Annotated in this window: 16 protein-coding genes; 8 read left to right on the plus strand and 8 right to left on the minus strand. The window is 36.9% G+C overall.

Annotation, left to right across the window (positions count from 1 at the left end):
- Positions 1-203 precede the first annotated feature (203 nt).
- Entirely contained in the window at positions 204-2027 is a 1824-nt protein-coding gene (locus IGL93_RS03085) for an APC family permease (RefSeq protein WP_002379167.1), read from the plus strand.
- A gap of 36 nt (positions 2028-2063) precedes the next feature.
- Here IGL93_RS03085 and IGL93_RS03090 read toward each other — a convergent pair whose 3' ends face one another.
- From IGL93_RS03090 to IGL93_RS03115, 6 genes are all read right to left on the minus strand, one after another.
- Positions 2064-2528, minus strand: coding sequence for a GNAT family N-acetyltransferase (locus IGL93_RS03090; RefSeq protein WP_002361333.1), 465 nt, complete (start codon positions 2526-2528; stop codon positions 2064-2066).
- Positions 2529-2599: 71 nt separating this feature from the next.
- Positions 2600-3262, minus strand: coding sequence for an ABC transporter permease (locus IGL93_RS03095; RefSeq protein ID WP_002363261.1), 663 nt, complete (start codon positions 3260-3262; stop codon positions 2600-2602).
- Positions 3263-3265: 3 nt separating this feature from the next.
- Entirely contained in the window at positions 3266-4186 is a 921-nt protein-coding gene (locus IGL93_RS03100; RefSeq protein ID WP_025192660.1) for an osmoprotectant ABC transporter substrate-binding protein, read from the minus strand.
- A 2-nt stretch (positions 4187-4188) separates the two neighbouring features.
- Positions 4189-4824 carry an ABC transporter permease gene (locus IGL93_RS03105; RefSeq protein ID WP_002355744.1) on the minus strand — a complete coding sequence of 212 codons (636 nt, stop codon included), beginning with the start codon at positions 4822-4824 and terminating at the stop codon, positions 4189-4191.
- Between the two features lie 3 nt (positions 4825-4827).
- Entirely contained in the window at positions 4828-6021 is a 1194-nt protein-coding gene (locus tag IGL93_RS03110; RefSeq protein ID WP_002355745.1) for a betaine/proline/choline family ABC transporter ATP-binding protein, read from the minus strand.
- A 626-nt stretch (positions 6022-6647) separates the two neighbouring features.
- A complete protein-coding gene (locus IGL93_RS03115) occupies positions 6648-7538 on the minus strand; it encodes a ring-cleaving dioxygenase (protein WP_002355746.1) in 891 nt (296 codons plus the stop codon).
- A gap of 165 nt (positions 7539-7703) precedes the next feature.
- On the opposite strand from IGL93_RS03115, the gene queA reads away from it, so the two are divergent.
- Complete coding sequence (queA, locus tag IGL93_RS03120) at positions 7704-8735, plus strand: tRNA preQ1(34) S-adenosylmethionine ribosyltransferase-isomerase QueA (protein ID WP_002355747.1); 1032 nt, start codon at positions 7704-7706, stop codon at positions 8733-8735.
- 344 nt (positions 8736-9079) lie between these two features.
- Here queA and IGL93_RS03125 read toward each other — a convergent pair whose 3' ends face one another.
- Positions 9080-9385, minus strand: coding sequence for a helix-turn-helix transcriptional regulator (locus tag IGL93_RS03125; protein ID WP_002355748.1), 306 nt, complete (start codon positions 9383-9385; stop codon positions 9080-9082).
- An 821-nt stretch (positions 9386-10206) separates the two neighbouring features.
- Between IGL93_RS03125 and IGL93_RS03130 the strand changes: the two genes are divergently transcribed.
- Both IGL93_RS03130 and IGL93_RS03135 read left to right on the plus strand, forming a co-directional pair.
- Entirely contained in the window at positions 10207-12852 is a 2646-nt protein-coding gene (locus tag IGL93_RS03130; protein WP_002358801.1) for a calcium-translocating P-type ATPase, PMCA-type, read from the plus strand.
- Between the two features lie 333 nt (positions 12853-13185).
- Positions 13186-15192: a KUP/HAK/KT family potassium transporter gene (locus IGL93_RS03135; RefSeq protein ID WP_002381294.1), complete on the plus strand. Its 2007-nt coding sequence runs from the start codon at positions 13186-13188 to the stop codon at positions 15190-15192.
- A 69-nt stretch (positions 15193-15261) separates the two neighbouring features.
- On the opposite strand, the gene IGL93_RS03140 is transcribed toward IGL93_RS03135, so the two are convergent.
- Positions 15262-15960, minus strand: coding sequence for a helix-turn-helix domain-containing protein (locus IGL93_RS03140; RefSeq protein WP_002396538.1), 699 nt, complete (start codon positions 15958-15960; stop codon positions 15262-15264).
- 125 nt (positions 15961-16085) lie between these two features.
- On the opposite strand from IGL93_RS03140, the gene IGL93_RS03145 reads away from it, so the two are divergent.
- The 4 genes from IGL93_RS03145 (at position 16086) to polA (ending at position 23594) form a co-directional block, all read left to right on the plus strand.
- On the plus strand, positions 16086-18230 hold the full coding sequence (locus IGL93_RS03145; RefSeq protein ID WP_002361337.1) for a heavy metal translocating P-type ATPase: 2145 nt from the start codon (positions 16086-16088) through the stop codon (positions 18228-18230).
- Positions 18231-18353: 123 nt separating this feature from the next.
- The gene (locus tag IGL93_RS03150) at positions 18354-19778 is read left to right on the plus strand and encodes a helix-turn-helix domain-containing protein (protein ID WP_010775661.1); all 1425 of its coding nucleotides are present in this window, start codon (positions 18354-18356) and stop codon (positions 19776-19778) included.
- A 68-nt stretch (positions 19779-19846) separates the two neighbouring features.
- The gene (locus tag IGL93_RS03155) at positions 19847-20758 is read left to right on the plus strand and encodes an aldo/keto reductase (protein ID WP_002355754.1); all 912 of its coding nucleotides are present in this window, start codon (positions 19847-19849) and stop codon (positions 20756-20758) included.
- A 187-nt stretch (positions 20759-20945) separates the two neighbouring features.
- Positions 20946-23594 carry a DNA polymerase I gene (polA, locus tag IGL93_RS03160; RefSeq protein ID WP_002355755.1) on the plus strand — a complete coding sequence of 883 codons (2649 nt, stop codon included), beginning with the start codon at positions 20946-20948 and terminating at the stop codon, positions 23592-23594.
- Positions 23595-23626: the final 32 nt, after the last annotated feature.

The raw sequence follows: 23626 nt of genomic DNA on the forward strand, positions 1-23626 counted from the left end.
TTATCTGGATTCTCTTGATAAGATAAAGGAAGCGGGGGACTTTAAATGAGTGTCTGATTAAAAAAAGATGGTGATTTTTTTATCTTTTTCAGTAACAAAAATCAATTGACTTTTCATTGTGAGAAGCGTAGCATATGGATTTGTTTGATAAAAAATAATGAAAAAAGTGAGCGGGTCACTCTAGAGAAAAGGAGTAGAAAAAAATGGCGGATTTAAAACGACTGTTCATTGGGAAACCATTGAAATCAGCCGAAAATGATGAACATAAATTAAGCAGATTTGCAGCGCTTGCGTTGTTATCTTCTGATGCACTTTCATCCATTGCGTATGGTACAGAACAAATAGTGGTGGTTCTGGTTACTTTGTCGGCGGCTGCGATTTGGTATTCATTGCCAATTGCTGCATTTGTTATTATTTTACTTATTTCTTTAACATTGTCGTACCGACAAATTATTCATGCGTATCCGCATGGCGGCGGCGCATACGTTGTTAGTAGTGAAAACCTCGGCAGAAATGCCGGTTTATTGGCTGGTGGTTCGTTGTTAGTCGATTATATGCTAACAGTAGCCGTTTCAGTTTCAGCGGGCGCAGAGGCGATTATATCGGCGATTCCAGCGTTATATGGTCATCAAGTAGCAATTTCTATTGGGATTGTGATATTGATTACCTTAATGAACTTGAGAGGCCTGCGAGAATCTGCTTCGTTCTTAATGTTGCCAGTGTATAGTTTTATCGCAATTATTACCTTACTGATTGTTGTTGGGCTATTTAAAATTGTGACTGGCGCACAGCCATTGAATGCGACAGCTTTACCAGGAGCCGTGGTTCCAGGAATTTCTATTGCCTTAGTTTTACGGGCGTTTTCATCTGGTTCTTCTTCCTTAACAGGGGTTGAAGCAATCAGTAATGCAGTGCCATTCTTTAAGAAACCACGAGCAAAAAATGCTGCTGGGACGTTAGCGTTAATGGCAACGATTTTAGGGTTCTTCTTCGTGGGGATTACATTTATTAACTATTGGTATGGGATTGTGCCAAAAGAAGAAGTGACAGTTCTTTCACAAATTGGGAAAGCGGTCTTTGGTCAAAATATTTTATATTATTTATTACAGTTTGCGACAGCCTTAATTTTAGCGGTTGCCGCTAACACAGGATTCTCAGCCTTTCCAGTTTTGGCTTATAACTTAGCCAAAGATAAGTTTATGCCGCATATGTATATGGATCGTGGCGACCGTTTAGGCTATTCAAATGGTATTTTAACTTTAGCTGCTGGTTCCATTGTTTTATTATTGATTTTCCAAGGTTCCACAGAACGTTTAATCCCATTGTATTCAATTGGTGTGTTTATTCCGTTTGCTTTGTCTCAATCGGGGATGGTTGTAAAATGGCGAAAAGAAACTAAAAATTGGTTGCCAAAATCAATTGCTAACATTGTCGGCGCCTTTATCTCTTTCGCGATTATCGCCATTTTGTTTATTTATCGATTAGGGGACATCTGGCCGTTCTTTATTATTATGCCAGTGTTGATTTATGCATTTTATCGGGTCAATACTCACTATAAAAATGTGGCGGAACAGCTACGTTTAGAAGACGGGGCACAGTTACATGAGTTTGACGGGAATACAGTTATTGTTTTAGTAGGGAACGTAACCAAGGCAAATGTCGGCGCCTTGAACTATGCGCGTTCCATTGGTGATTATGTTGTTGCCATGCATGTCTCAATGGATGAAAACGTTGAGAAGGAAAAAGAAATCCAGGAAGAGTTTAAAAAACACTTCCCGGACGTTCGTCTATCAATTGTCCATTCTTCGTATCGCTCACTGCAAAACCCTATCTTACGTTATGTTGATTTGGTTAGTAAAAATGCCACGAAGCATAACTACAGTACAACGGTTTTAGTACCACAATTTGTACCAAATAAACGTTGGCAAAATATTTTGCATAACCAAACAAGTTTACGTTTGCGGATTCGTTTAGCGTGGCGGGAAAATATTATTGTGGCTACCTATAGTTATCACTTGAAAAAATAAATAAAAAAATCTGCCATCTTTTGATGGCAGATTTTTTTATTGACGTAATTGTTTTTGATAAATTCTAGCGCAAGACTGCTCTTCAGTGGTTACCATTGTCAAAAATTCCCAGTCATATCTTTCATAAAAAGTAGTATGGTCTGTGAGCAAATAAAGCTTTTTAAATCCAGAATTAGCAAGAAAATCACCAACTGTTGTTAAAAGAATTCCTGCTAAGCCTTGGTGACGAAATGTTGGTTCGACATACAATGCACAAAGGTTTGGCGTAAGGTCTGCACGATTGTGGAAGTCATTATCAATTACGCCCACGCCTGCAACGATGTCCTGCTGTTTATTCAAGCAGACCCACCAATGTGGTACGTGATTTTCACTAGTTAGCATTTCCTGCATACTTGCTTGATACGCTTCAGCGGGGATTTGCCACTTTTGGCTAAACCATTGAGCAGCTGACGGAATTAAGTGTGGTTGTTGGTTTAAATCGATAATAGTATAGTTAGACATTATTAATCTCCTAGATAAAAAAACAGATCCCATTGAAAAGAAACAATGTTGGATCTGCTCTTTATTTTTTATTAATTGGAATGTTTGCTAGCTGGGTCTAAACGACGTTCAATAATCCCTAGAACCCAATCTGTGATAATCGCCATAAAGGCCGTTGGTAAGGCACCGACTAAAATGATAGAAGCACCATCTGTGGCATTGGTTCCACGAATAATAATATCCCCTAAACCACCAGCTCCAACGAAAGCACCAATCGCAGTAATTCCGATTGCGACGACTAACGCATTTCGAATACCTGCCATGATTACTGACACAGATAAAGGTAACTCGACCATATAAAGAAGTTGTACTTTTGTCATACCCATTCCTTTACCAACATCTAAAATATTGCGATCCACTTGAATCATGCCAGTGTACGTATTTTTGATGATTGGTAGGAGAGAATAAAGGAAGACCGTTACAACCACCGTGTTGACGCCTAAGCCCATTCCCAACATTAAAATCGAAAGCATTGCCAAAGCTGGTACTGTTTGGATAATGTTCGCTAAACGGATAATCCAGTTGGCTAAGCTACGTTTACGTGAAATCATAATCCCGATAGGAATACCGACAATTGCAGCAAAGATTACGCCATAAATCGAAATTAAAAAGTGACGTAAAAATTGTTGAAAGACGTAGCCGCCATTTTGTTGGAAATAGTAGATAAATTGTTGGAATAAATTCATATTATTCATCTGTTACTCCCCCTCAAAATAGTTATTTTCTTTTAAGAAACGTTCGGCTACGACCGCAGGTTCAATTAAATCATTATCTGCTTGATAGTTCAATTCTTGCATTTTTTTGGTAGAAATTTTACCATCTAAGCGATTTAAGACATCTTTAATTTCCGGCGTTTCTTTTAATAATTTGTCACTAACCACAGGAGCGGCATCATAAGGCGGGAAAAAGCGCTTGTCATCTTTTAACATGACTAAATCGTAACTACCAATCCGGCCATCTGTTGAGTAACCTAAGATAACGTCCATTTTTCCAGCGTTGACTGCATCGTACACCAAGCCAATTTGCATTGGTAAAATAGATTTAAATTGGAAGTTGTATTCCTTTTTAAAGCCTTCATAACCGTCGCCTTCACGTGTGATCCACGCAGTATCGACACCAGCAACTAATTTGTCTGCGACTTTCCCTAAATCACTGACTGTTTTTAAATTGTATTTATCAGCCGTTTCTTTTGTAACTAAGAATACATAAGTATTTTCAAACCCATATGAAGGGAACCAAGTTTGTTGATAACGTTTTTCAAATTCTGATTGAACTAGGTTAAACGCTTTTTTAGGATCTTTTTCCGCTGGTAAGCCCAGCGTAGTAGTCACGTCAGTACCAGTATAACGAGCTGCAGAAATTGAGGCATCTCCGTTTAACATTGCTTGGTGATTGATGGTAGTAGTGGCTAAGTTGTTAATCACATTTGTTTTTTTATCTGTGTAATGCTCAACCATATCCGCTACAATGCTCCCTAAAATCTGCGCTTCTGAAGTAATCCCACCTGTAATGGCAACAGTGTTATCATCAGAAGTTGAAGCGAGACCAGGTAAAGAACAACCTGCCAATAAAAGTAAACTGCTTAAGAAGAGTAAGCTTAACTTGAGTTTCTTTTTCATCATTATTCGCCCTCCCTTAAAGCTTTTGGCGTTAAACGATTTTCTAATAATCCAAGAAGAACATCTGCTAAAAGTGCTAAAATAGTTACTGGAATAGTCCCGCCAAAGATTAATTCTGGCTGATAGTTATTTAATCCACTGAAAATCATATCACCAAGACCACCTGCACCAATATAAGAAGCCAGTGTAGCCCAAGCAATGACATAGACAGCAGCTAAACGAATGCCGGCCATAATTGTTGGCATGGCAATGGGTAATTCAACACTAAAAATAGACTGTAAATTGGTCATGCCCATGCCTTTAGCAACATCTCGGTAATTTTCATCGACATTTTTCATTCCGATATACGTGTTTCTTAAAATAGGTAGAAGGGAATAGATGAATAGCGCGATAATAGCGGGTGTTTTGCCGACACCAAAAATTGGAATCATCAAAGCTAATAAAGCCAACGAAGGAACCGTTTGTAAGGCACTTGTTAAACCAATGACAATATTGGCTACTTTGGGCAAACGTGTTAACCAAACGCCAACGGGCACAGCGATAGCGACCCCTAATAAAAGTGCAAAGAATGAAATATAAATATGTTCAATACTTTTTGAAATCATTTCTGATCCATATTCTTGAAAGAAGCTACTCATTGCTTACGCCTCCTCTTTATCAGTTTCGGACTCGCTTTGTTTTGCTTCTACAGCTTCACTAATCGTTGTTTCATCGCCCCAGATAACATCATAAACAATGTCAACAAGGGAAGCACGTGTTAAGATGCCCACCACTCGTTTTTGTTCATCAACGACTGGCACATATTTTAAGCCACGTTTTAAGATTCTTTGTAAAGCATCACGTAAAAGAGCGGTTTTTTGAACAAAGAAGACATCTTTATTCAAGATATCACCAACACTAGAAGCTTTGCCCCGTTGCTGGTCTAATGTTTCAACATCGATAAAGCCTTTAAGCACATGGGAATTATCAACAACTAATAAGGTATCAACCCGTTTTTCACGCATCAATTTAATCGCTTCTTGTAAAGATTTTTCCGGCGTGATAGTAATGGCTGAATTTAACATGACTTCATCCACTGTGGTGAAATCAGGTTTGGCTTGTAATAAGCGATCTTCTCCGATGAGTTCTTCTACAAATTCATTGGCTGGATGACGTAAAATATTATCTGGTGTGTCAAATTGAATTACTTTGCCTTCGCTCATAATGGCAATTTTATTTGCTAATTTCAACGCTTCATCCATATCATGGGTAACAAAGACAATCGTTTTTCCTAAACGTTCTTGCAAATCTTTCACTAAATCTTGTAATGAATCACGGGTGATAGGATCTAAAGCACCAAAAGGTTCATCCATTAGAATAATATCTTGATTGGCAGCTAAAGCCCGCACAACGCCGATTCTTTGTTGTTGTCCGCCAGAAAGTTCATTGGGATAGCGGTCCAACATTTCTCGTGGTAACTCAACCAAATCAATCATTTTTTCGGCTATCTTATTGCGTTCTTCCACAGGTACTTTTAATAATTTAGGCACTAAAACGATATTTTCACGAATGGTCATGTGAGGCATCAAGCCGATATTTTGAATGACATAGCCAATTTGGCGACGTAGCTCTACAGGATTGATTTTTTGAATATCTTGGCCATCAATTAAAATTTTTCCTTTTGAAGGGTCGGTCATGCGGTTAAGCATCCGCATTGATGTTGTTTTTCCACTACCACTTGTTCCGATGAAGCAGATAAATTCACCTTTATCGAAAGACAAATTAATGTCATCAACGGCGACTTTTCCGCCTTTATAAAATTTTGATACATGCTGAAATTCTATCAACTTACTCACCTCAACTAAATATTTTGAAAATGTATCTTATTACTAGTATGCTATAAAAATGCGATTTCGACAAATGTAATCTATTTTTAATGGGAAAAAGAAGGCGGTAAATTTTTTTTAATTCGTTCTAAAAAAAAGAAAAGATAACTATTGTTTAGTAAAAGTTATCTGAACGAAACAAGATGTTAAAAAGAGTATTCTGAGAAGGAAGAAAAGCCGCTATAACAAAGAAAAGTGTCCTTTGTAGCAAGTTGACGGGAGCTGAGTTTTTCATTAGAATGGAAAGAGAACAAGGGAATAAAATAAAAAAAGGCGCTTCATGATTTAGCGGCAACTAAATCACGAAGCCTTGAATAGTCACCTGTGCAAGTGGACCATCAAGTTGCCCGTTCAATCAATGGAAACCATTGATCACTTTTATTTTACTGAATTTTTGAAAAAATTACCAGTTTTTTTAAGAAGTAAGAAGTGGAAGAACGAAGGATGCTTTTTATGGAATGTGCAATGACGTTCAGAAAAATCTGAAGGTCATTTTTTATTCTCTTGTTCAAACATTCAAACATAGGGGAAGAGAGACGGACGTAATTTTGTCACCGATTATTACGTCCGTCTTCCGTTGTTTTCTAAAGCGTTGGTTACATGTCTTTGTAGAGGTTGGCTTCGATTGCAGTCCGTTTTGGTTCTAAAAAAGGCGGTAAAGCCAATGTTTCTCCTAAATGTTCCAGAGGCTCATCCAATGTAAAGCCAGGAGTCAAAGTAGCAAATTCAACCCGATTCCCGCCTGGTTCACGAATGTATAAACTTTTAAAATATCCACGACTTACATACATTTCAATTTCCCAGCCTTGTGCTAAAGCGCGCGTGTGTAGTTCTTGTAATGCTTCATCATCAGCCACAGAAAAAGCAATATGATCCATACTGCCACGCCCCATTCGGCTTGTTTTATCCGACGTTGTTTGATGAACAGAAAAGCTTTCCGTCTCACTCAAAATAATCGTATTGCCAACTGCTTGCCAACCAAGAAATGTTTCAAAAAAGGCCAAGGTTTTTTCAGAATCTGGTACATGAAATTCTGTAGAGGCCAAACCGATAATTTGAACCGCTGCTGGAATGTCGTTAGAAACAACGAGTGTTTCTTTTAATGGATTTTCAGGAACTTCTGTCAGGATAATATGCGTATCATCTGGATCACTGAAATGTAGGCTCTTTTCTTTTTTGTTAAATGGAATTTTGTTTTCTGTTAAACGTTGTTCCCAAAAGGAAAGGCTATTTTGGGGAATTTTTAAGCCAATCGTGGCTAAATAATTTTTTTCTTCATAGCGGTTGCCTAATAAGGGCACGATAAAAAAAGTTACTAAGCTTCCCGGCGTGCCTTGATAATCGCCATAAAAATAATGAGGCATGCGATTGTTGTCTTGATTTACGGTATTTTTGACAAAGCGTAAGCCTAACAATTTTGTATAGAATGATTGGTTTTCTTGACCATGACGCGCTAATAGTGAAACATGATGAAATTGAGCATGCATTTTGAGTTCCTCCTCTAAATAACTATGTATACTTACTTAAAGTAAGTATAGTGCTTCTGACATTTTTTGACAACTATTTAGTTTGATTCAGAAGGCTGACATAGCCAGAAACAAGAAAAAGTGTTAGAATAACCAAGATAAAAACTAGTAGAAAGAGTGACGGAAATGCTAAGTACAGAAGATTTTGATTTTGATTTACCAGAAGAATTAATTGCTCAAACCCCACTAAAAGATCGCGCTAGTTCACGATTATTAGTTGTAAATAAAGAAACAGGGGACATGGAGGATAAACATTTCCATGATATTCTTGATGAATTACAGCCTGGGGATGCATTAGTCATGAATAATACCCGGGTACTGCCGGCCCGTTTATATGGAGAAAAACCTGAAACAGGCGGTCATTTGGAAGTTTTACTTTTAACAAATACAGAAGGCGATACATGGGAAACCTTGATTAAACCCGCGAAACGTGCAAAAGTCGGCACGGAAATTCAATTTGGCGATGGTCGCCTAAAAGCGGTGGTTAAAGAAGAGTTGGAACATGGTGGTCGAATCATTGAATTTAAATATGATGGTATTTTCTTAGAAATTTTAGAATCGTTAGGAGAAATGCCATTGCCGCCATATATCAAAGAACGTCTAGATGACCCAGATCGTTATCAAACGGTTTATGCTGAAGAAAATGGTTCAGCTGCAGCACCAACAGCGGGTTTGCATTTTACAAAAGAACTATTAGAAGAGATCAAAGCAAAAGGTGTTCATCTCGTTTATTTAACTTTACATGTCGGTTTAGGAACATTCCGTCCCGTGAGCGTTGATAATATAGAAGAACATCATATGCATAGCGAATTCTATCGTTTAACTGAAGAAGCGGCTAAGCAACTAAATGAAGTACGCCAAGCAGGCGGTCGGATTGTTGCGGTTGGAACAACTTCTATTCGTACGTTGGAAACAATTGGCACAAAATTTAATGGTGAAATCCAGGCTGACAGTGGCTGGACCGATATTTTTATCACACCAGGGTATCAATTTAAAGTCGTAGAGGCTTTTTCAACGAACTTTCATTTGCCAAAATCTACGTTAGTGATGCTTGTGAGTGCCTTTGCAGGAAAAGACTTAACATTGGCTGCTTACCAACATGCAATTGAGGAAAAATATCGTTTCTTTAGTTTTGGCGATGCAATGTTTATTAAATAAGCGACACTTTGTGAGCAGAATACTTGGGATTGAAACAAAAATATATTATGATAAACACGTGATTTTTGGAATCACAGTAAAGGTGTGCTTTATTTTTTCTTCCCCTGTAAATAATAAAGTTAGAAACCAAAACGCTACTAGAGCAAAAATGCTTAGTAGACAATCTTAGAATAAAAAGAACGACGCAACCAAGGTTGCGCCGTTCTTTTTTTATGTAAGAAAAGATTAATTATTGAAACAACAATACGAAGAAGTGCTTTCTTCGTATTGCCGGTACTAAGTTGTACCTCGGCAACTCCAAGTACAATCAGAAAAATTGTCTTGTTAAGTACAGCTTATACTGTTTAGGCTTCTTGTTCTACATCGTCATTCAGTGTTTCTTTGAAGGTGAACACATCATCAATGGTTACGCCAAAGACGTTCGCGATGTCATGCGCAAGAAGTAATGAAGGATTGTACTTGTTTCGTTCCAGTTGAATAATTGTTTGTCGAGAGACACCGACTCGATTGGCCAAATCTTGCTGGGTCATACGAGCCATAGCACGATAAACATGAATTGAACTTTCAAACGAAGATTTTTTCTTTTTTCGCATAGCATTCCCTCCTTTAAAAGAAGATAAAATAGAATGTGCACCTTGAATATAACACATATGATTATTTGATACAAATATATTTTATTGCCTAAAAGAAAAAACCGAGCTTAAATTTAAGCTCGGCCTTGTTAACGGGAAGACATCAATTGGTTGAATAAGTGTTTACATTTCGCGATACATGTAAAGCAAAAGGTGAACGTGATGTGGTGAAACTAAAACCTTGTTTTCATACAGTTTCGACGCTTGGATGGTGGATAACTTGCGTTAGGTGATAACAGATAGGGTAAATGCTTTATAGAAACTCCATCCTTCTATAACCTTTCCCTATTTTCCGATACGAGTTATCACTAACAATTACTCTACACGTATTGTTTACAGGTGAATCTTGCAATTCTAACAACTTTGAGTTTACCGATTTTTATCTACTGAGAAAATCTTCAACCAATTGATTTGCATGTCCTCCTTACACTTAAAGAATAGCACCTTTTGGAAGCGTTTGCAAGTTATAACACTTATTAATAAGATTAAATATAATATTTTTCTGGTTATTTTATAACATGTAAAATAAATAATTGTGCGAACTAAATAACATTGTATTTTTTGTTGTTTTTGTGTTGAATATATAGAAATAAACTATTTTTTATCAGACAAAATGAAAAAAATGTCCATTGCTTTTTGGCTGAATTCGTTTCTTTTTTCATAAAATTCCCATAATCAAATAGAAACATTGCTGTAGCAACAACGAAAATACCAGTTTTTTCTGGACATATGAGAGAACGCTAAGCCAAAGATGAAAAAAGTTGCGTGTTCAAAAAAAATCATGTTATATTTAATAGAGACACTATTATATAGGAAGAAAAAATTAGAGGGGGAATAGGATGGAAGCTTACAAGCAAACTGTCGATACTGTCACAAAAGAAGTTTCAGTCAATACTGAAACTGGTTTAACACAACAAGAGGCCCAACAACGGCTGAAAGAAAATGGCCGCAATCAATTTGAAGAGGCTAAGAAGGATTCTGTGTTAAAGAAATTCATTCACAGTTTATCTGATTTTACGACGATTATTTTATTAGTTGCTGCGGCAATTTCGTTTTATACAGCAATCGTAACAGAACATGGCGAATATTTTGAAGGAATCTTAATTATTGCAATTGTGATTATCAATGCTGTTTTGGCCATTGTTCAAGAAGGAAATGCTGAAAAATCTCTGGCGGCTTTACAAGACATGAACAAGCAAAGTAGTGCAGTCTTACGAGATGGCAAGGTAATCGAAGTCGATGCTGAAGAACTAGTAGTAGGAGATGTTCTAGTTCTTGAAGCTGGTTCAATGATTACAGCCGATGCACGACTTATTCAAGCTTCTCAAATGCGCGTAGAAGAGTCAGCACTAACAGGTGAAAGTGAACCTGTTGAAAAAGATCCTACATACGTGGGGCATGACGATGATGGCTTAGGAGATCAAATAAATATGATTTTCAAAGGCTGTACCGTTGTGAATGGCCGCGGACGAGCAGTAGTAACTGCAACAGGAATGAATACAGAAATGGGTAAAATTGCTGGGTTACTGAATAACAGCGATCAGCAAAAAACACCATTACAAAAACGCTTGAATCAATTAGGCAAACGTATTAGTTTGTTAGCTTTAGGGGCTGCAGCAATTGTTTTCATTATTGGTGAACTGCAAGGAGAACCGCTTCTTGAAATGTTTATGACAGCCGTTTCCTTAGCGGTGGCAGCTGTACCAGAAACACTAACCGTGATTGTAACGTTAACCTTAGCATATGGTGTTCAAAAAATGGCTAAGAAACATGCGATTATTCGTCGATTGCCAGCAGTAGAAACGCTAGGAACTGCGAATGTTATCTGTTCTGATAAGACAGGAACACTGACACAAAATAAAATGCGCGTCCGCCGAGTATGGCATCGTGGTGATGAAGTAACGGATACGGAAGATGCCATGACCGATGAAGCCATGGAAGTATTGAAAATGGCTGCTTTATGTACAGATGTCATTGTGGAAAAAGAAGGCGATGAACTAACTGTTACAGGGAATCCGACAGAAGCGGCAATTGTTCGTGCTGTCGAAGAAAATTATCATACTAAAGAAGAACTTGAAGAAAAATATCCTCGTATTGGTGAAATTCCCTTTGATTCAGAACGAAAAATGATGACTACGGTCCATCAATGGGGGAAAAAGTACATCTCAATTACTAAAGGAGCCTTTGATGTGTTACTACCACGTTTTGGTTTCGGAGATGTCGATCAAGCGGCTATTGTTAATGATCGTTTCGGAAAACGAGCGTTACGAGTTATTGCTGTCGGTTATGCCGTATATGATGAACCACCCAAGGAAATTACATCAGAGGCTTTAGAAAAAAATCTTCGCTTGTTAGGCTTAATTGGCATGATTGATCCACCACGTCCAGAAAGTAAGGGCGCCATTGCTCGTGCGAAAAAAGCTGGAATTAAAACAGTCATGATTACTGGTGATCACGTGGTAACAGCCAGTGCAATTGCTAAAGAATTAGGAATTTTAAAAGATAAAAGTGAAGCCTTATCTGGTTCAGAACTGAAAAAAATGAGTGATGAAGAATTAGATAAACGTGTTAAAGATTTATCCGTTTATGCACGTGTAACCCCTGAAGATAAAATTCGAATTGTTCAATCATGGCAACGTTCTGGCGCTGTTGTAGCAATGACCGGAGATGGCGTGAATGATGCGCCAGCCTTGAAAGCTAGTGATGTCGGTTGCGCAATGGGGATTACTGGAACAGATGTGGCCCAAGGCGCTTCAGATATGATTTTGACGGACGATAACTTTGCAACTATTGTTGATGCGGTTGCACAAGGACGTGCCGTGTACCGAAATATTCGTAAAGCCATTAACTTCTTATTAAGCTGTAATATTTCTGAGATTTTTATTGTTTTAATTGCCATGTTACTTGGTTGGGGTGCGCCATTTACTGCAGTTCAACTGTTGTTTGTTAACGTGGTCGCAGATGGGTTACCTGGTTTTGCATTAGGAAAAGAACCAGCGGAAAAAGGAATTATGGATGAGGCACCAATCCCTAAAAACGAAGGGATTTTTGCACGAGGCTTATGGCAAAAGATTGGGATTAATGCAGCAGTGTTCACAGTCATTACTTTGTTTGGTTTTTACCTAGGTGCCTTTGTACCAGGTGTTTCAGCCTATGTTTCAAACAGCTATGAAGTTGGACAAACAGTGGCATTTTTAATCTTAGCTTATTCCTCTATCTTACATGTCTTTAATGTTCGTAGTGCGAACTCTGTTTTCCGTGTAAAATTATCAAGCAACAAGTCGCTCTTTGAAATGGTCGTTTTAGCATTACTAATTACCACAACCATTGCTTTATTACCATTCACACAAGAACTATTTGGATTAGTGCATATTAGTTTAAATCATTGGATGTTAGCAATTTTCCTATCCTTTGTGCCAATTTTCGTCAATGAAATGATTAAGTTCCATTTCTCTGAAGTTGAAGAGGAAGAAGAAGTGATTTAAATTTAACAGGAATAAAAGGAGCTACCTTTGTTCAGAAAATTATCTTAATAGTTAGCAAGTGGGGCAGCAGTCGTTTCGACTGCTGCCCCACTTATTTTTGATTTTCCTTTTTTCAAAATAGGTGGGTTTCTTATCTAAGATGAACATTCTCTAATAAAAAGACTTGCTAAACGATTTAAAACGTATTATAGTGAGTAGCATCGTTAGTCAAAAAGCGCTTTTTGACTAATGAAAAAGATATATAAAACGTTATATAATAAAGAGTTTTAAAAGTTTTTATGGAGCTGTTGGTTAAACTAAACGAAGTCATTTCTTTTGTAGGAGGAAAGTATTGTGTTACACAAAGCAGAGGGGTTTGATCGTCGGAAATTTACGATGGCAGGGATCTTAGTTGCCATGGGCGTTGTCTATGGAGATATTGGAACGAGCCCTTTATATGTAATGAAAGCCATTGTAGGAGATAATGGTGGCTTGGCACGGGTTTCTGAATCGTTTATTTTAGGTTCGGTCTCGTTAATTTTTTGGACATTGACTATCTTAACCACGATTAAATATGTTGTTATTGCTTTAAATGCTGATAACCATGGAGAAGGTGGGATTTTCTCTCTTTATACATTGGTTCGTAAAAAAAGTAAGTATTTGATTATTCCCGCAATGATTGGCGGCGCCGCTTTACTGGCTGATGGCGTTTTGACCCCAGCTGTGACAGTGACGACAGCGATTGAAGGCTTACGGGGGATTCCAGCATTTTTTGAACGTTTTGGCAATGACCAAACGATTATAGTGGTTATTACGTTGACGATTATTTTAATTCTTTTTTCTGTTCAACGATTTGGAACAGAATTGGTCGGGAAAGCTTTTGGGCCGATTATGTTCTTGTGGTTTACTTTTTTAGGCATCATTGGTTTAATGAATTTTAGCCAAGATTGGACGGTTATTCGTGCATTAAATCCATATTATGCTTTGCAATTACTAGTCAGTCCAGAAAATAAATTAGGTCTATTTATTTTAGGGAATATTTTCTTGGCTACAACTGGTGCTGAAGCTTTATATTCTGATTTAGGGCATGTAGGAAAAATGAATATCCGCATTAGCTGGCCGTATATTAAGATTTGTTTGATTCTTAATTATTTAGGGCAAGCTGCGTGGTTATTAACGGTCAAAGAAAACCCTGAAATGCAGGCATTAGCTGAAATTAACCCATTTTTCCAAATGATTCCACGAGGTATTCTTGTATTTGGCGTTGTTTTTGCAACAATCGCCGCAGTGATTGCTTCGCAAGCGTTAATATCAGGTTCGTATACTTTAGTTTCTGAAGCGATTAAATTGAAGTTATTACCAAGACTTAAAATTATTTATCCTGGGAGCAATATCGGTCAAATGTATATTCCAGCGGTAAATTTAATTTTGTGGTTAGCTTGTTCAGCAATCGTGCTGGCTTTTAGAACATCGACACACATGGAAGCTGCGTATGGTCTATCGATTACGATTACGATGTTAATGACAACCATTTTATTGTTGTTTTATCTTTTGGATAAAATTCCAGCTTGGTCTGCGTATCTAATTTCCTTGTTCTTTGCTGCCATTGAAGTTGTCTTTTTCTTTTCAAGTGCTGCGAAGTTTTTCCATGGTGGATATGTTGCTGTGGGAATGGCAGTCTTCTTGTTATGCATCATGATTATTTGGGAACGCGGCAACGAGATTAAGGAAGCGACGGCGGAACAAGTGTCGTTGGAAAAATATGTACCACAACTTAAAGCTTTGAAAGAAGATACATCTGTACCTATGTATCAAACCAACGTGGTCTTTTTAACCTCCGATCGAGTGGACGGCGAAATTAATCGTAATATTATTTATTCGATTTTGGACAAACAACCAAAACGAGCGAACGTTTATTGGTTTGTTAATGTTCAGGTAACAGATGAACCCTTTACTCAAGAGTATTCTGTTGACATGCTAGGAACTGATTTTATTGTGCAAGTTCAGCTATATTTAGGCTTCCATATTTCTCAAGAAGTGAATGTATATTTAAGACAAATTGTTCATGACTTGATGAAAACAGGCCGCTTGCCAAAACAGCCACAACGTTATTCATTAACGCCAGGGAGAGAAGTTGGCGATTTCCAATTTGTATTAATTCAAGAAGAATTATCTAACGTTTCTGAACTGAAAAAATGGGATCGACAAATTATGCAGGCAAAATTAGCTATCAAAAACTTAACTACCTCTCCTGAAAGTTGGTTTGGCTTGGAATACAGTGAAGTCAAATATGAATCCGTTCCTTTAATCATTGGCCCACAACGGAAAACGCACTTAGTCGAACGAAAGAATCGTTCATAAATAGAAGAAATTTAACTAAAAGATTGAGCCTAAGTCCTTGAGATACATGGCTCAATCTTTTTTGTAGAATCAGAGTAAATACTGTAATTCCACAAAGAATTCATTTAAAAGTGTTTGGTCTTTAAAGGAATTCATCCGCTTAAAGATGGCCAGTAAGACTTCTTTTTGAGGTTCAGTTAATTGATCTACTTTTAACAAAGGAAGAAAAGCGATAATCAGAGAATAATCCAATTCTGGATTTTGAGAATGTGTAAATAATTCATGGAGTTCTGACAAAATAAACGGATGATAATAAGATTGGTCAGACTGTTCTTCTGCAGTTGTTGGTTCATAAATAGAAATACTCTCTTGGGAATGAGAGGGGGCTTCTACTGTTAAAGGAAAAGCATAAAAGGACTGCTGTAACTTTTGCGCTTGAATCATAATTTTTAATGAATCGTGATAGGATAGCTGTTCTTCAGATAAACGTACCATCAACTGAGTAAAAAAAGGTGGTTTTAGTAGTTGTTTATTTTGAAAATTTTCTTTTAATAGCTGGCGCACAAATCGATCGAAATCACCATAAAGTAGCCAATCTACTGTTGTGTCACAGGCTTTAGCGATTTTTTTTAAGTATCGTTTATTGGGTAAATTCAAACCTAATTCCCAGTTACTAATTGTACTTCCACTAGATAGACCAATTTTATTGGCTAAATAACGTAAAGTGTACTTCTTCTTTTTTCGAGCTTCACGCATGCGCGCCCCGACTTGCTTTGTAGTAATTTTCATTGAAACACTCCTTTTGTAATAAATATGAGGATAAGGTGTTCTTAAAATATACATACGCAAAATTCGGCTCTTTTTTTTTCTAAACTAAAAAAAGTAATTATTTCTAACAATTTTCATCTTGTGCTATGCTTAAGATGAAAATACTTAAGAAGAGAAGGGATCATATGTCAGCAAAACATAATCATGAACAACATCAGGAAAAACAGCCAACAATGTCCCACGATAAAATGAATCACATGAATCATGATATGGCGCATGAACAAATGGCTATGTCACACCAACATGAAGGAATGAAGGGAATGGACCATTCAATGCATATGGGGAATTTTAAACAAAAATTCTGGCTGTCATTGATTTTAGCTATTCCGATTATTGTTCTTTCACCAATGATGGGTTTTCAATTACCTTTTCAATTTACTTTTCCAGGTTCTGATTGGTTGGTCTTAATTTTAGCAACTGTGCTATTTTTTTATGGTGGACAACCATTTTTAAGTGGCGCTAAAATGGAATTACAGCAAAAGAGTCCAGCAATGATGACGTTAATTGCGATGGGGATTTCGGTATCATATTTTTACAGCCTATATGCGTTTTACATGAATCATTTTACGAATCAGGCCCACGTGATGGACTTTTTCTGGGAATTAGCCACTCTGATTGTTATTATGCTTTTAGGCCATTGGATTGAAATGAATGCTATTTCTAATGCTGGTGATGCCTTGAAAAAAATGGCTGAACTGTTGCCTGACACAGTCAAGCGAATGACTGAACATGGGGAAGAAGAAATTCCTTTGCAAGATGTTCAAGAAGGCGATCGCTTGATTGTTCGTTCGGGAGATAAAATTCCGACAGACGGTAAAATTTTGAAAGGAAGCACAACAGTCGACGAATCGATGGTTACAGGGGAATCAAAAACAGTAGAAAAAAACATTGGCGACTCCGTGATTGGTGGAGCTGTCAATGGCAACGGAATGATTGAAATTTCGGTAACTGGCACGGGTGAAAATAGTTACCTGTCAAAAGTTATGGAGATGGTTAAACAAGCGCAGTCGGAAAAATCAAAACTAGAATCCATTTCAGACCGTGTAGCCAAGTGGTTATTCTATATTGCCTTATTCGTAGGTGTGTTAGCATTTATCGGTTGGTTACTCGTAACGAAAGATTTGTCTCTAGCATTTGAACGAATGGTTACAGTTTTTATTATTGCCTGTCCCCATGCGTTAGGCTTAGCAATTCCTTTAGTGATTGCTAGAAGTACCTCCATTGCTGCTAAAAATGGCTTACTTTTAAAAAATCGGAATGCATTAGAACAAGCCAATAAGGTTGAATATGTGTTGCTGGATAAAACTGGAACTTTAACAGAAGGACAATTTACAGTTACTGGCTTAGAATTAATGAGTAAGCAGTTTACTAGAGAAGAAGCACTTAAATATATTGGGGCATTGGAAAAAAATGCAAATCATCCGTTGGCAATTGGAATCATGAACTATTTAAATAAACAAGCCGTTCAACCTTATGAAGCCCATAATCTGCAAGCTTTATCAGGCGTAGGACTGGTTGCTACTGTTCAAAACCAAGAAGTCAAAATAGTCAATGAAAAAGAAGTTGCACGGTTACAGTTAACCTTCGATGAAACAATTAAAACAAACTATCAAGAGCAAGGAAATACCTTGAGCTATTTAATCATCGCTGGTCAATTAGTCGCACTGCTTGCTTTAGGAGATAAAGTCAAACCAGAAGCTAAAACATTTATTGCAGAGTTACAAGCGCAAGGAATTACGCCAGTCATGTTAACAGGGGATAATCAAACAGCTGCCAGTGCAGTTGCTAATTATTTAGGAATGAAGGAATACTACGCAGAGCTCTTACCAGAAGATAAAGAAAAAATTGTGCAACAGTATCTTACTGAGGGGCATCAGGTCATGATGGTAGGAGACGGTATTAACGATGCACCAAGTTTAGCCCGTGCTTCAATCGGCATTGCGATAGGCGCTGGTACAGATGTAGCGATTGATTCGGCAGATGTTGTACTGACGGATAGTGATCCTAAAGATATTTTAAGGTTCTTAGATTTAGCCAAACAAACACGACGTAAAATGATCCAAAATCTTTGGTGGGGAGCTGGGTACAATATTGTCGCCATTCCTTTAGCGGCTGGGGTTCTTGCACCAATTGGGATTGTTTTAAATCCAGCTGTAGGTGCTGTCTTGATGTCATTAAGTACAATTATTGTAGCAGCAAATGCTATGACACTGCATATTTCAAAAAAATAATTCGATATAATTGTAGAGAGCGGAAAGTAATCAATACTTTTTGTTCTCTATTTTTTTCTTCTTAAAAAAATTTTTGCCTTATTTGACGTATTCTTATAACAAGGGAGTGAAAGGGGACGATATATGGATTTCAAGGAATTATTGTCTTTTGAACATAAAAATATGTTGGAATTGTTGGATTTACTGCAACAAGAGCAGACATTTTCTGTTTTGATGGCTGCAGAAAAACTAAAGGTGAGCGACAAAACCATCCATTGTTACATTCAACGTTTTGAAAAAAAGCAGGAAACGTATAAGATAGAAGGGCTTTGTAAGATTTATACAACGACCAAAGGAATTGTAAAATATCGTGAATTATGCGTTTGTGGCTTGGCTCGATTTAGACAAAAATTTTGTTATTTTATTCCCGAATTTTATATTTTACGTTGTCTAATTGAAGAGCGAATCAATTATGCGCAATTGACCCAGGTATTGGGATTACAGGAATCAACTCTTCGGAAGAAACTTTCTAATATTCGACGTTGGCTAGTTAATTTTGATATTATTGTACGTCAAAAACATTACGATTTAACTGGCAATGAATGGCAAATTCGACAGTTAATCCTTTGTTTTTATTTGTTTTTTCAAGAAAGCTGTCTGGAAGAAAACAGAGAAATGACTCGGAAAATCATTACCTTTTTTGAGTTGGATTTAAATGTAGCACAACAGAATCATCTTAGTTGGCTAATTTATATTTGGGAGAAACGATATAGAGGCGGGCATGAAATTTCAGTGCCAAATGCTAATTTATTTCAACAAACAAGTGCTTTTTTTTATTTATTTCGTCTGGAAGTGTTGAGCACTTCTTTTATGTCTCTTAAAGAACAAAAAGCGTTATTTGTGATTCTTGAAGCACATTTTGGTGGTTGTTTTGGCAAGAGAGCGCGAAAGTATTTTATTCATGAGCAAATGAAAATAGAAAGTTTATGCTTAAAAACAGCTATTTTTATTATGAAAGAAATTAGGAGAAATTTTACACAACATCATTTTAATTATCAAGAAATTCATTTATGTCGATTTTTAAGTACGCATATGAATAGTTTATTAGACGGACAAGCATGGTTGCCAGCTCATAAACAGGAACAAACACTCGCTGTACGTTATCATCAAACTTGGCACAGATTACAAAAACTAATTAGGCTTTTAAAGCGCCTATATCCAGTCTTTACTTCAGTAAAAGAACGGGAATTGACGAGTTGCTATTTTTATCACATCCTAGATTTATTTAACCCGATTTTATATGAAAAAAAATATATTATTTGCCTATTGACGGACTTTCCTCCAGAAAAGGAACAAGCGTTGGGACAATCTATAAAAAGCTATTTCAGTGAAAAAAAGAATATTACAATTATTCATGGAAAACCAACGCATCAACTTCACCAAGCACATCTCTTAATTGTCAATCATTTGTTTCAGATGAACGTAGCGCTTTCTTCTGAGACAGTTGTTTATTTGCCAGAGGAATTATCTCCTGCTTTTTTTGAAAAAGTCGAAGCGAATCTATCGTAAGAAGTCCAATTTTGTCTAAATAGTGTTAAAATGAAGAAGTAAGAGGAATGGATGAGGAGGATATTAAAATGAAACAACTGCAATTTGGTACAAGTGACGAAACAGTTTCTTCGGTTATCTTAGGATGTATGCGCTTAAATGGTGCTGAAAATCCTCAACAGGTAATTGAAACTGCTTATGATCATGGCATTACATTTTTTGATCACGCCGACATTTATGGTGGCGGCGACTGCGAAACCATTTTTGGTAAGGCCTTAAAAGAAAGTACCATTCGTCGTGAAGATATTTTTATACAAACAAAATGTGGGATTCGTCAAGGCTTTTTTGACTTTTCAAAAGCTCATATTTTAGAAGCGGTCGAAGGGAGTTTACAGCGTTTAGGTGTAGATTCAGTCGATGCATTATTATTGCATCGTCCAGATACTTTAGTGGAACCAGAAGAAGTAGCTGAGGCTTTTCATTTATTAGAAAAACAAGGGAAAGTTCGCTATTTTGGTGTAAGTAACCAAACGCCAGGACAAATTGAACTTTTAAAAACAGCTGTTAAACAACCATTATTAGCCAATCAATTACAATTTGGCATCAAGCATACTGGCATGGTGGATCAAGGCTTACAAACAAATATGGAAATATCAGGAAGCATTGATTATGATCATGGTATTTTAGATTATTCACGGTTGAAACAAATGACTATTCAAGCATGGTCACCGTACCAATATGGTTATTTTGAAGGTGTCTTTATTGGAAATGAAAAATTCCCTGAGTTAAATCAAAAATTAAGCGAATTGGCTGAAAAATATCAAACAACGCCAACTGGTTTAGCCAGCAGCTGGATTCTGCGCCACCCTGCTAATATGCAGGTCATCGCAGGAAGTATGAATCTTGGTAGAATTGAAGAAATTGCTAAAGCAGCAGACATTGTGATTAGTCGCGAAGATTGGTACGATATTTATCGTGCAGCGGGAAATGTTTTGCCGTAAAAAGATTTTCATACTTGTGAAGATCCAGCCTGTATTGCTGATTGATTTTGGTATTTGATATAGTTGTCACTAAGGAACTATGTCAAATACCTTTTTCTTTCATTCTGCAATCGCCGTCTACTGCAAATTCTGTAGTTTTTTGTTAAAATAGAAAGGAAACTAGTTTGCTAAAGATGAGGGGAAAAAAATGACCAAAAAAAAATTATTACTCGTTGATGGAAACAGTGTAGCCTTTCGTGCATTTTTTGCGCTACATAACTCATTAGAACGATTCAAAAATAAGAACGGCTTGCATACAAATGCTATTTATGCGTTTAACAATATGTTTGAAAATGTAATGCAAAAAGAAATGCCTACTCATGTTTTAGTCGCTTTTGATGCAGGGAAAACCACATTCAGAACAGAATTTTATTCAGAATATAAAGCCGGACGTTCAAAAACACCGGGGGAATTTAAAGAACAAATGCCGTATATTCGTGAACTTTTAGAAGGTTTAGGCGTAAAATATTATGAACTACCTAACTATGAAGCAGATGATATTATTGGTACATTAGCCAACAAAGTTGATAAAGATGAATTTGATGTTGTTGTGTTATCAGGGGACCGAGATTTGACGCAATTAGCGACGGACACTGTCAAAGTAGATATCACTGTTAAAGGAGTTAGCGATATTGAATCATATACGCCTGAGCATATTGCTGAAAAATATGATGGGTTAACGCCTAAGCAAATTATTGATATGAAAGGGTTGGCTGGCGACACGTCGGATAACATTCCAGGTGTAACGAAAATCGGTGAGAAAACTGCGATTAAGCTGTTAAAACAATATGGCTCAGTTGAAGGGGTTTATGAGAATATCGATGAAATGAAAAAAAGCAAAATGAAAGAAAACTTGATTAATGATAAAGAGCAAGCCTTTCTTTCTAAACGCTTAGCGACAATTGAAGTCAATGCACCAGTCGAAGTCAATGTGGAAGACTTGGCATATGAAGGGAAAAACTTAGAAAAATTGGTTCCTTTTTATAAAGAAATGGATTTTAAACAATTTTTAGCTAAGTTGGACATTACAGAAGAACCTGTTGAAATGGAAGATATTTTATTTGAAGTAGTTGAAGATCAGTTAACCAATGAAATGTTTACAGACGATATGGCTCTTTATGTTGAGATGATGGAAGATAACTATCATACGTCACCGATTGTCGGCCTTGCTTGGGGCAACAACAAGAAGATTTATACCACGAATAATTTAGCTGTTTTTGAAAGTCAGCCATTTATCGATTGGTTGATGGATGAGACACGTAAAAAAAATGTCTACGATGCAAAACGGACGTACGTTGCACTAAATCGCTATGTAGGAAAAATGACAGGGATTGCCTTTGATGTTTTATTGGCTGCTTATTTACTTGATACCAATGACAATAACGCTGATATTGAAGGTGTAGCACAACATTACGGATATGATGCGATTCAATCTGATGAAGCGATTTATGGAAAAGGGGCCAAAAAAGGCTTGCCAGAGGACGAAGAAGTTTTCTTTGGTCATTTAGCACGTAAGATTAAAGCAATTCAATTTTTAACAAGCAAATTAGATAGCGAATTAACAGAAAAGAATCAAGCTGATTTATTCTATAAAATGGAATTACCACTTTCTCGTATTTTAGGCGATATGGAAATAACTGGGATCCGTGTTGATGCCACGCGCTTAAAAGAAATGCAAGTAGAATTTTCAGAACGCTTGAAAGAAATCGAAGAAAAAATCTATGCAGAAGCTGGCGAAGAATTTAATTTGAATTCACCTAAACAATTAGGCGTTATTTTATTTGAAAAAATGGGCTTACCTGTGATCAAAAAGACGAAAACTGGTTATTCAACAGCGGTGGATGTTTTAGAACAACTAAAAGAACAAGCACCAATTGTAGCAGATATTTTAACTTATCGTCAAATTGCCAAAATTCAATCGACCTATGTTGAAGGACTCTTAAAAGTAATTCAGCCAGATAATAAAATTCATACTCGGTATGTACAAACACTGACACAAACAGGACGATTAAGCTCAGTAGATCCCAATTTACAAAACATTCCTATCCGTTTAGAAGAAGGCCGAAAAATTAGAGAAGCCTTCGTACCAAGAGAGGATAATTGGTTGATTTTCTCTTCTGATTACTCTCAAATTGAGTTACGTGTGCTCGCACATATTTCTAATGATGAGCATTTAAAAGAAGCGTTTGTGGAAGGACAAGATATCCATGCCAGCACTGCAATGCGAGTTTTCGGTGTTGAAAAAGCAGAAGATGTCACACCTAACATGCGTCGTCAAGCTAAAGCAGTGAATTTTGGAATTGTCTATGGTATCAGTGATTATGGCTTGTCCCAAAACTTAGGCATTACTAGGAAGCAAGCACAACAATATATTGACACCTATTTTGAAAAATATCCAGGCGTGAAGCAGTATATGGAAGAGATAGTCCGCGATGCCAAAGACAAAGGCTATGTGGAAACATTGTATCATCGCCGTCGTTATTTAAGTGATATTAATTCAAGAAACTTTAATCTACGTTCGTTCGCTGAACGTACAGCGATTAATACACCGATTCAGGGAAGTGCCGCAGATATTTTAAAAATTGCGATGATTGAAATGGCGCGTCGTTTAAAAGAAGAAAAATTACAAGCGACAATGTTATTACAAGTGCACGATGAATTAGTTTTTGAAGTACCAGAATCAGAATTAGAACAATTAAATCAACTCGTCAAAGAAGTGATGGAGCACGCAGTTTCCTTACATGTGCCACTTATCACCGATAGCAGTTGGGGAAAAACATGGTATGAAGCAAAATAATAGCTTACCCATTAAGAACGATGAATAAAATA

The sequence above is a fragment of the Enterococcus sp. DIV1328a genome, from assembly GCF_050536905.1.
In the GTDB taxonomy this organism is placed as follows: domain Bacteria; phylum Bacillota; class Bacilli; order Lactobacillales; family Enterococcaceae; genus Enterococcus; species Enterococcus faecalis.

What these genes read in the sequence shown, in the direction of transcription:
- IGL93_RS03085 (WP_002379167.1), top strand. Translation starts at nt 204, where the DNA reads ATGGCGGATTTAAAACGACTGTTCATTGGGAAACCATTGAAATCAGCC.
- IGL93_RS03090 (WP_002361333.1), bottom strand. Translation starts at nt 2,528, where the DNA reads ATGTCTAACTATACTATTATCGATTTAAACCAACAACCACACTTAATT.
- IGL93_RS03095 (WP_002363261.1), bottom strand. Translation starts at nt 3,262, where the DNA reads ATGAATAATATGAATTTATTCCAACAATTTATCTACTATTTCCAACAA.
- IGL93_RS03100 (WP_025192660.1), bottom strand. Translation starts at nt 4,186, where the DNA reads ATGAAAAAGAAACTCAAGTTAAGCTTACTCTTCTTAAGCAGTTTACTT.
- IGL93_RS03105 (WP_002355744.1), bottom strand. Translation starts at nt 4,824, where the DNA reads ATGAGTAGCTTCTTTCAAGAATATGGATCAGAAATGATTTCAAAAAGT.
- IGL93_RS03115 (WP_002355746.1), bottom strand. Translation starts at nt 7,538, where the DNA reads ATGCATGCTCAATTTCATCATGTTTCACTATTAGCGCGTCATGGTCAA.
- queA (WP_002355747.1), top strand. Translation starts at nt 7,704, where the DNA reads ATGCTAAGTACAGAAGATTTTGATTTTGATTTACCAGAAGAATTAATT.
- IGL93_RS03125 (WP_002355748.1), bottom strand. Translation starts at nt 9,385, where the DNA reads ATGTGTTATATTCAAGGTGCACATTCTATTTTATCTTCTTTTAAAGGA.
- IGL93_RS03130 (WP_002358801.1), top strand. Translation starts at nt 10,207, where the DNA reads ATGGAAGCTTACAAGCAAACTGTCGATACTGTCACAAAAGAAGTTTCA.
- IGL93_RS03140 (WP_002396538.1), bottom strand. Translation starts at nt 15,960, where the DNA reads ATGAAAATTACTACAAAGCAAGTCGGGGCGCGCATGCGTGAAGCTCGA.
- IGL93_RS03145 (WP_002361337.1), top strand. Translation starts at nt 16,086, where the DNA reads ATGCTTAAGATGAAAATACTTAAGAAGAGAAGGGATCATATGTCAGCA.
- IGL93_RS03150 (WP_010775661.1), top strand. Translation starts at nt 18,354, where the DNA reads ATGGATTTCAAGGAATTATTGTCTTTTGAACATAAAAATATGTTGGAA.
- IGL93_RS03155 (WP_002355754.1), top strand. Translation starts at nt 19,847, where the DNA reads ATGAAACAACTGCAATTTGGTACAAGTGACGAAACAGTTTCTTCGGTT.
- polA (WP_002355755.1), top strand. Translation starts at nt 20,946, where the DNA reads ATGACCAAAAAAAAATTATTACTCGTTGATGGAAACAGTGTAGCCTTT.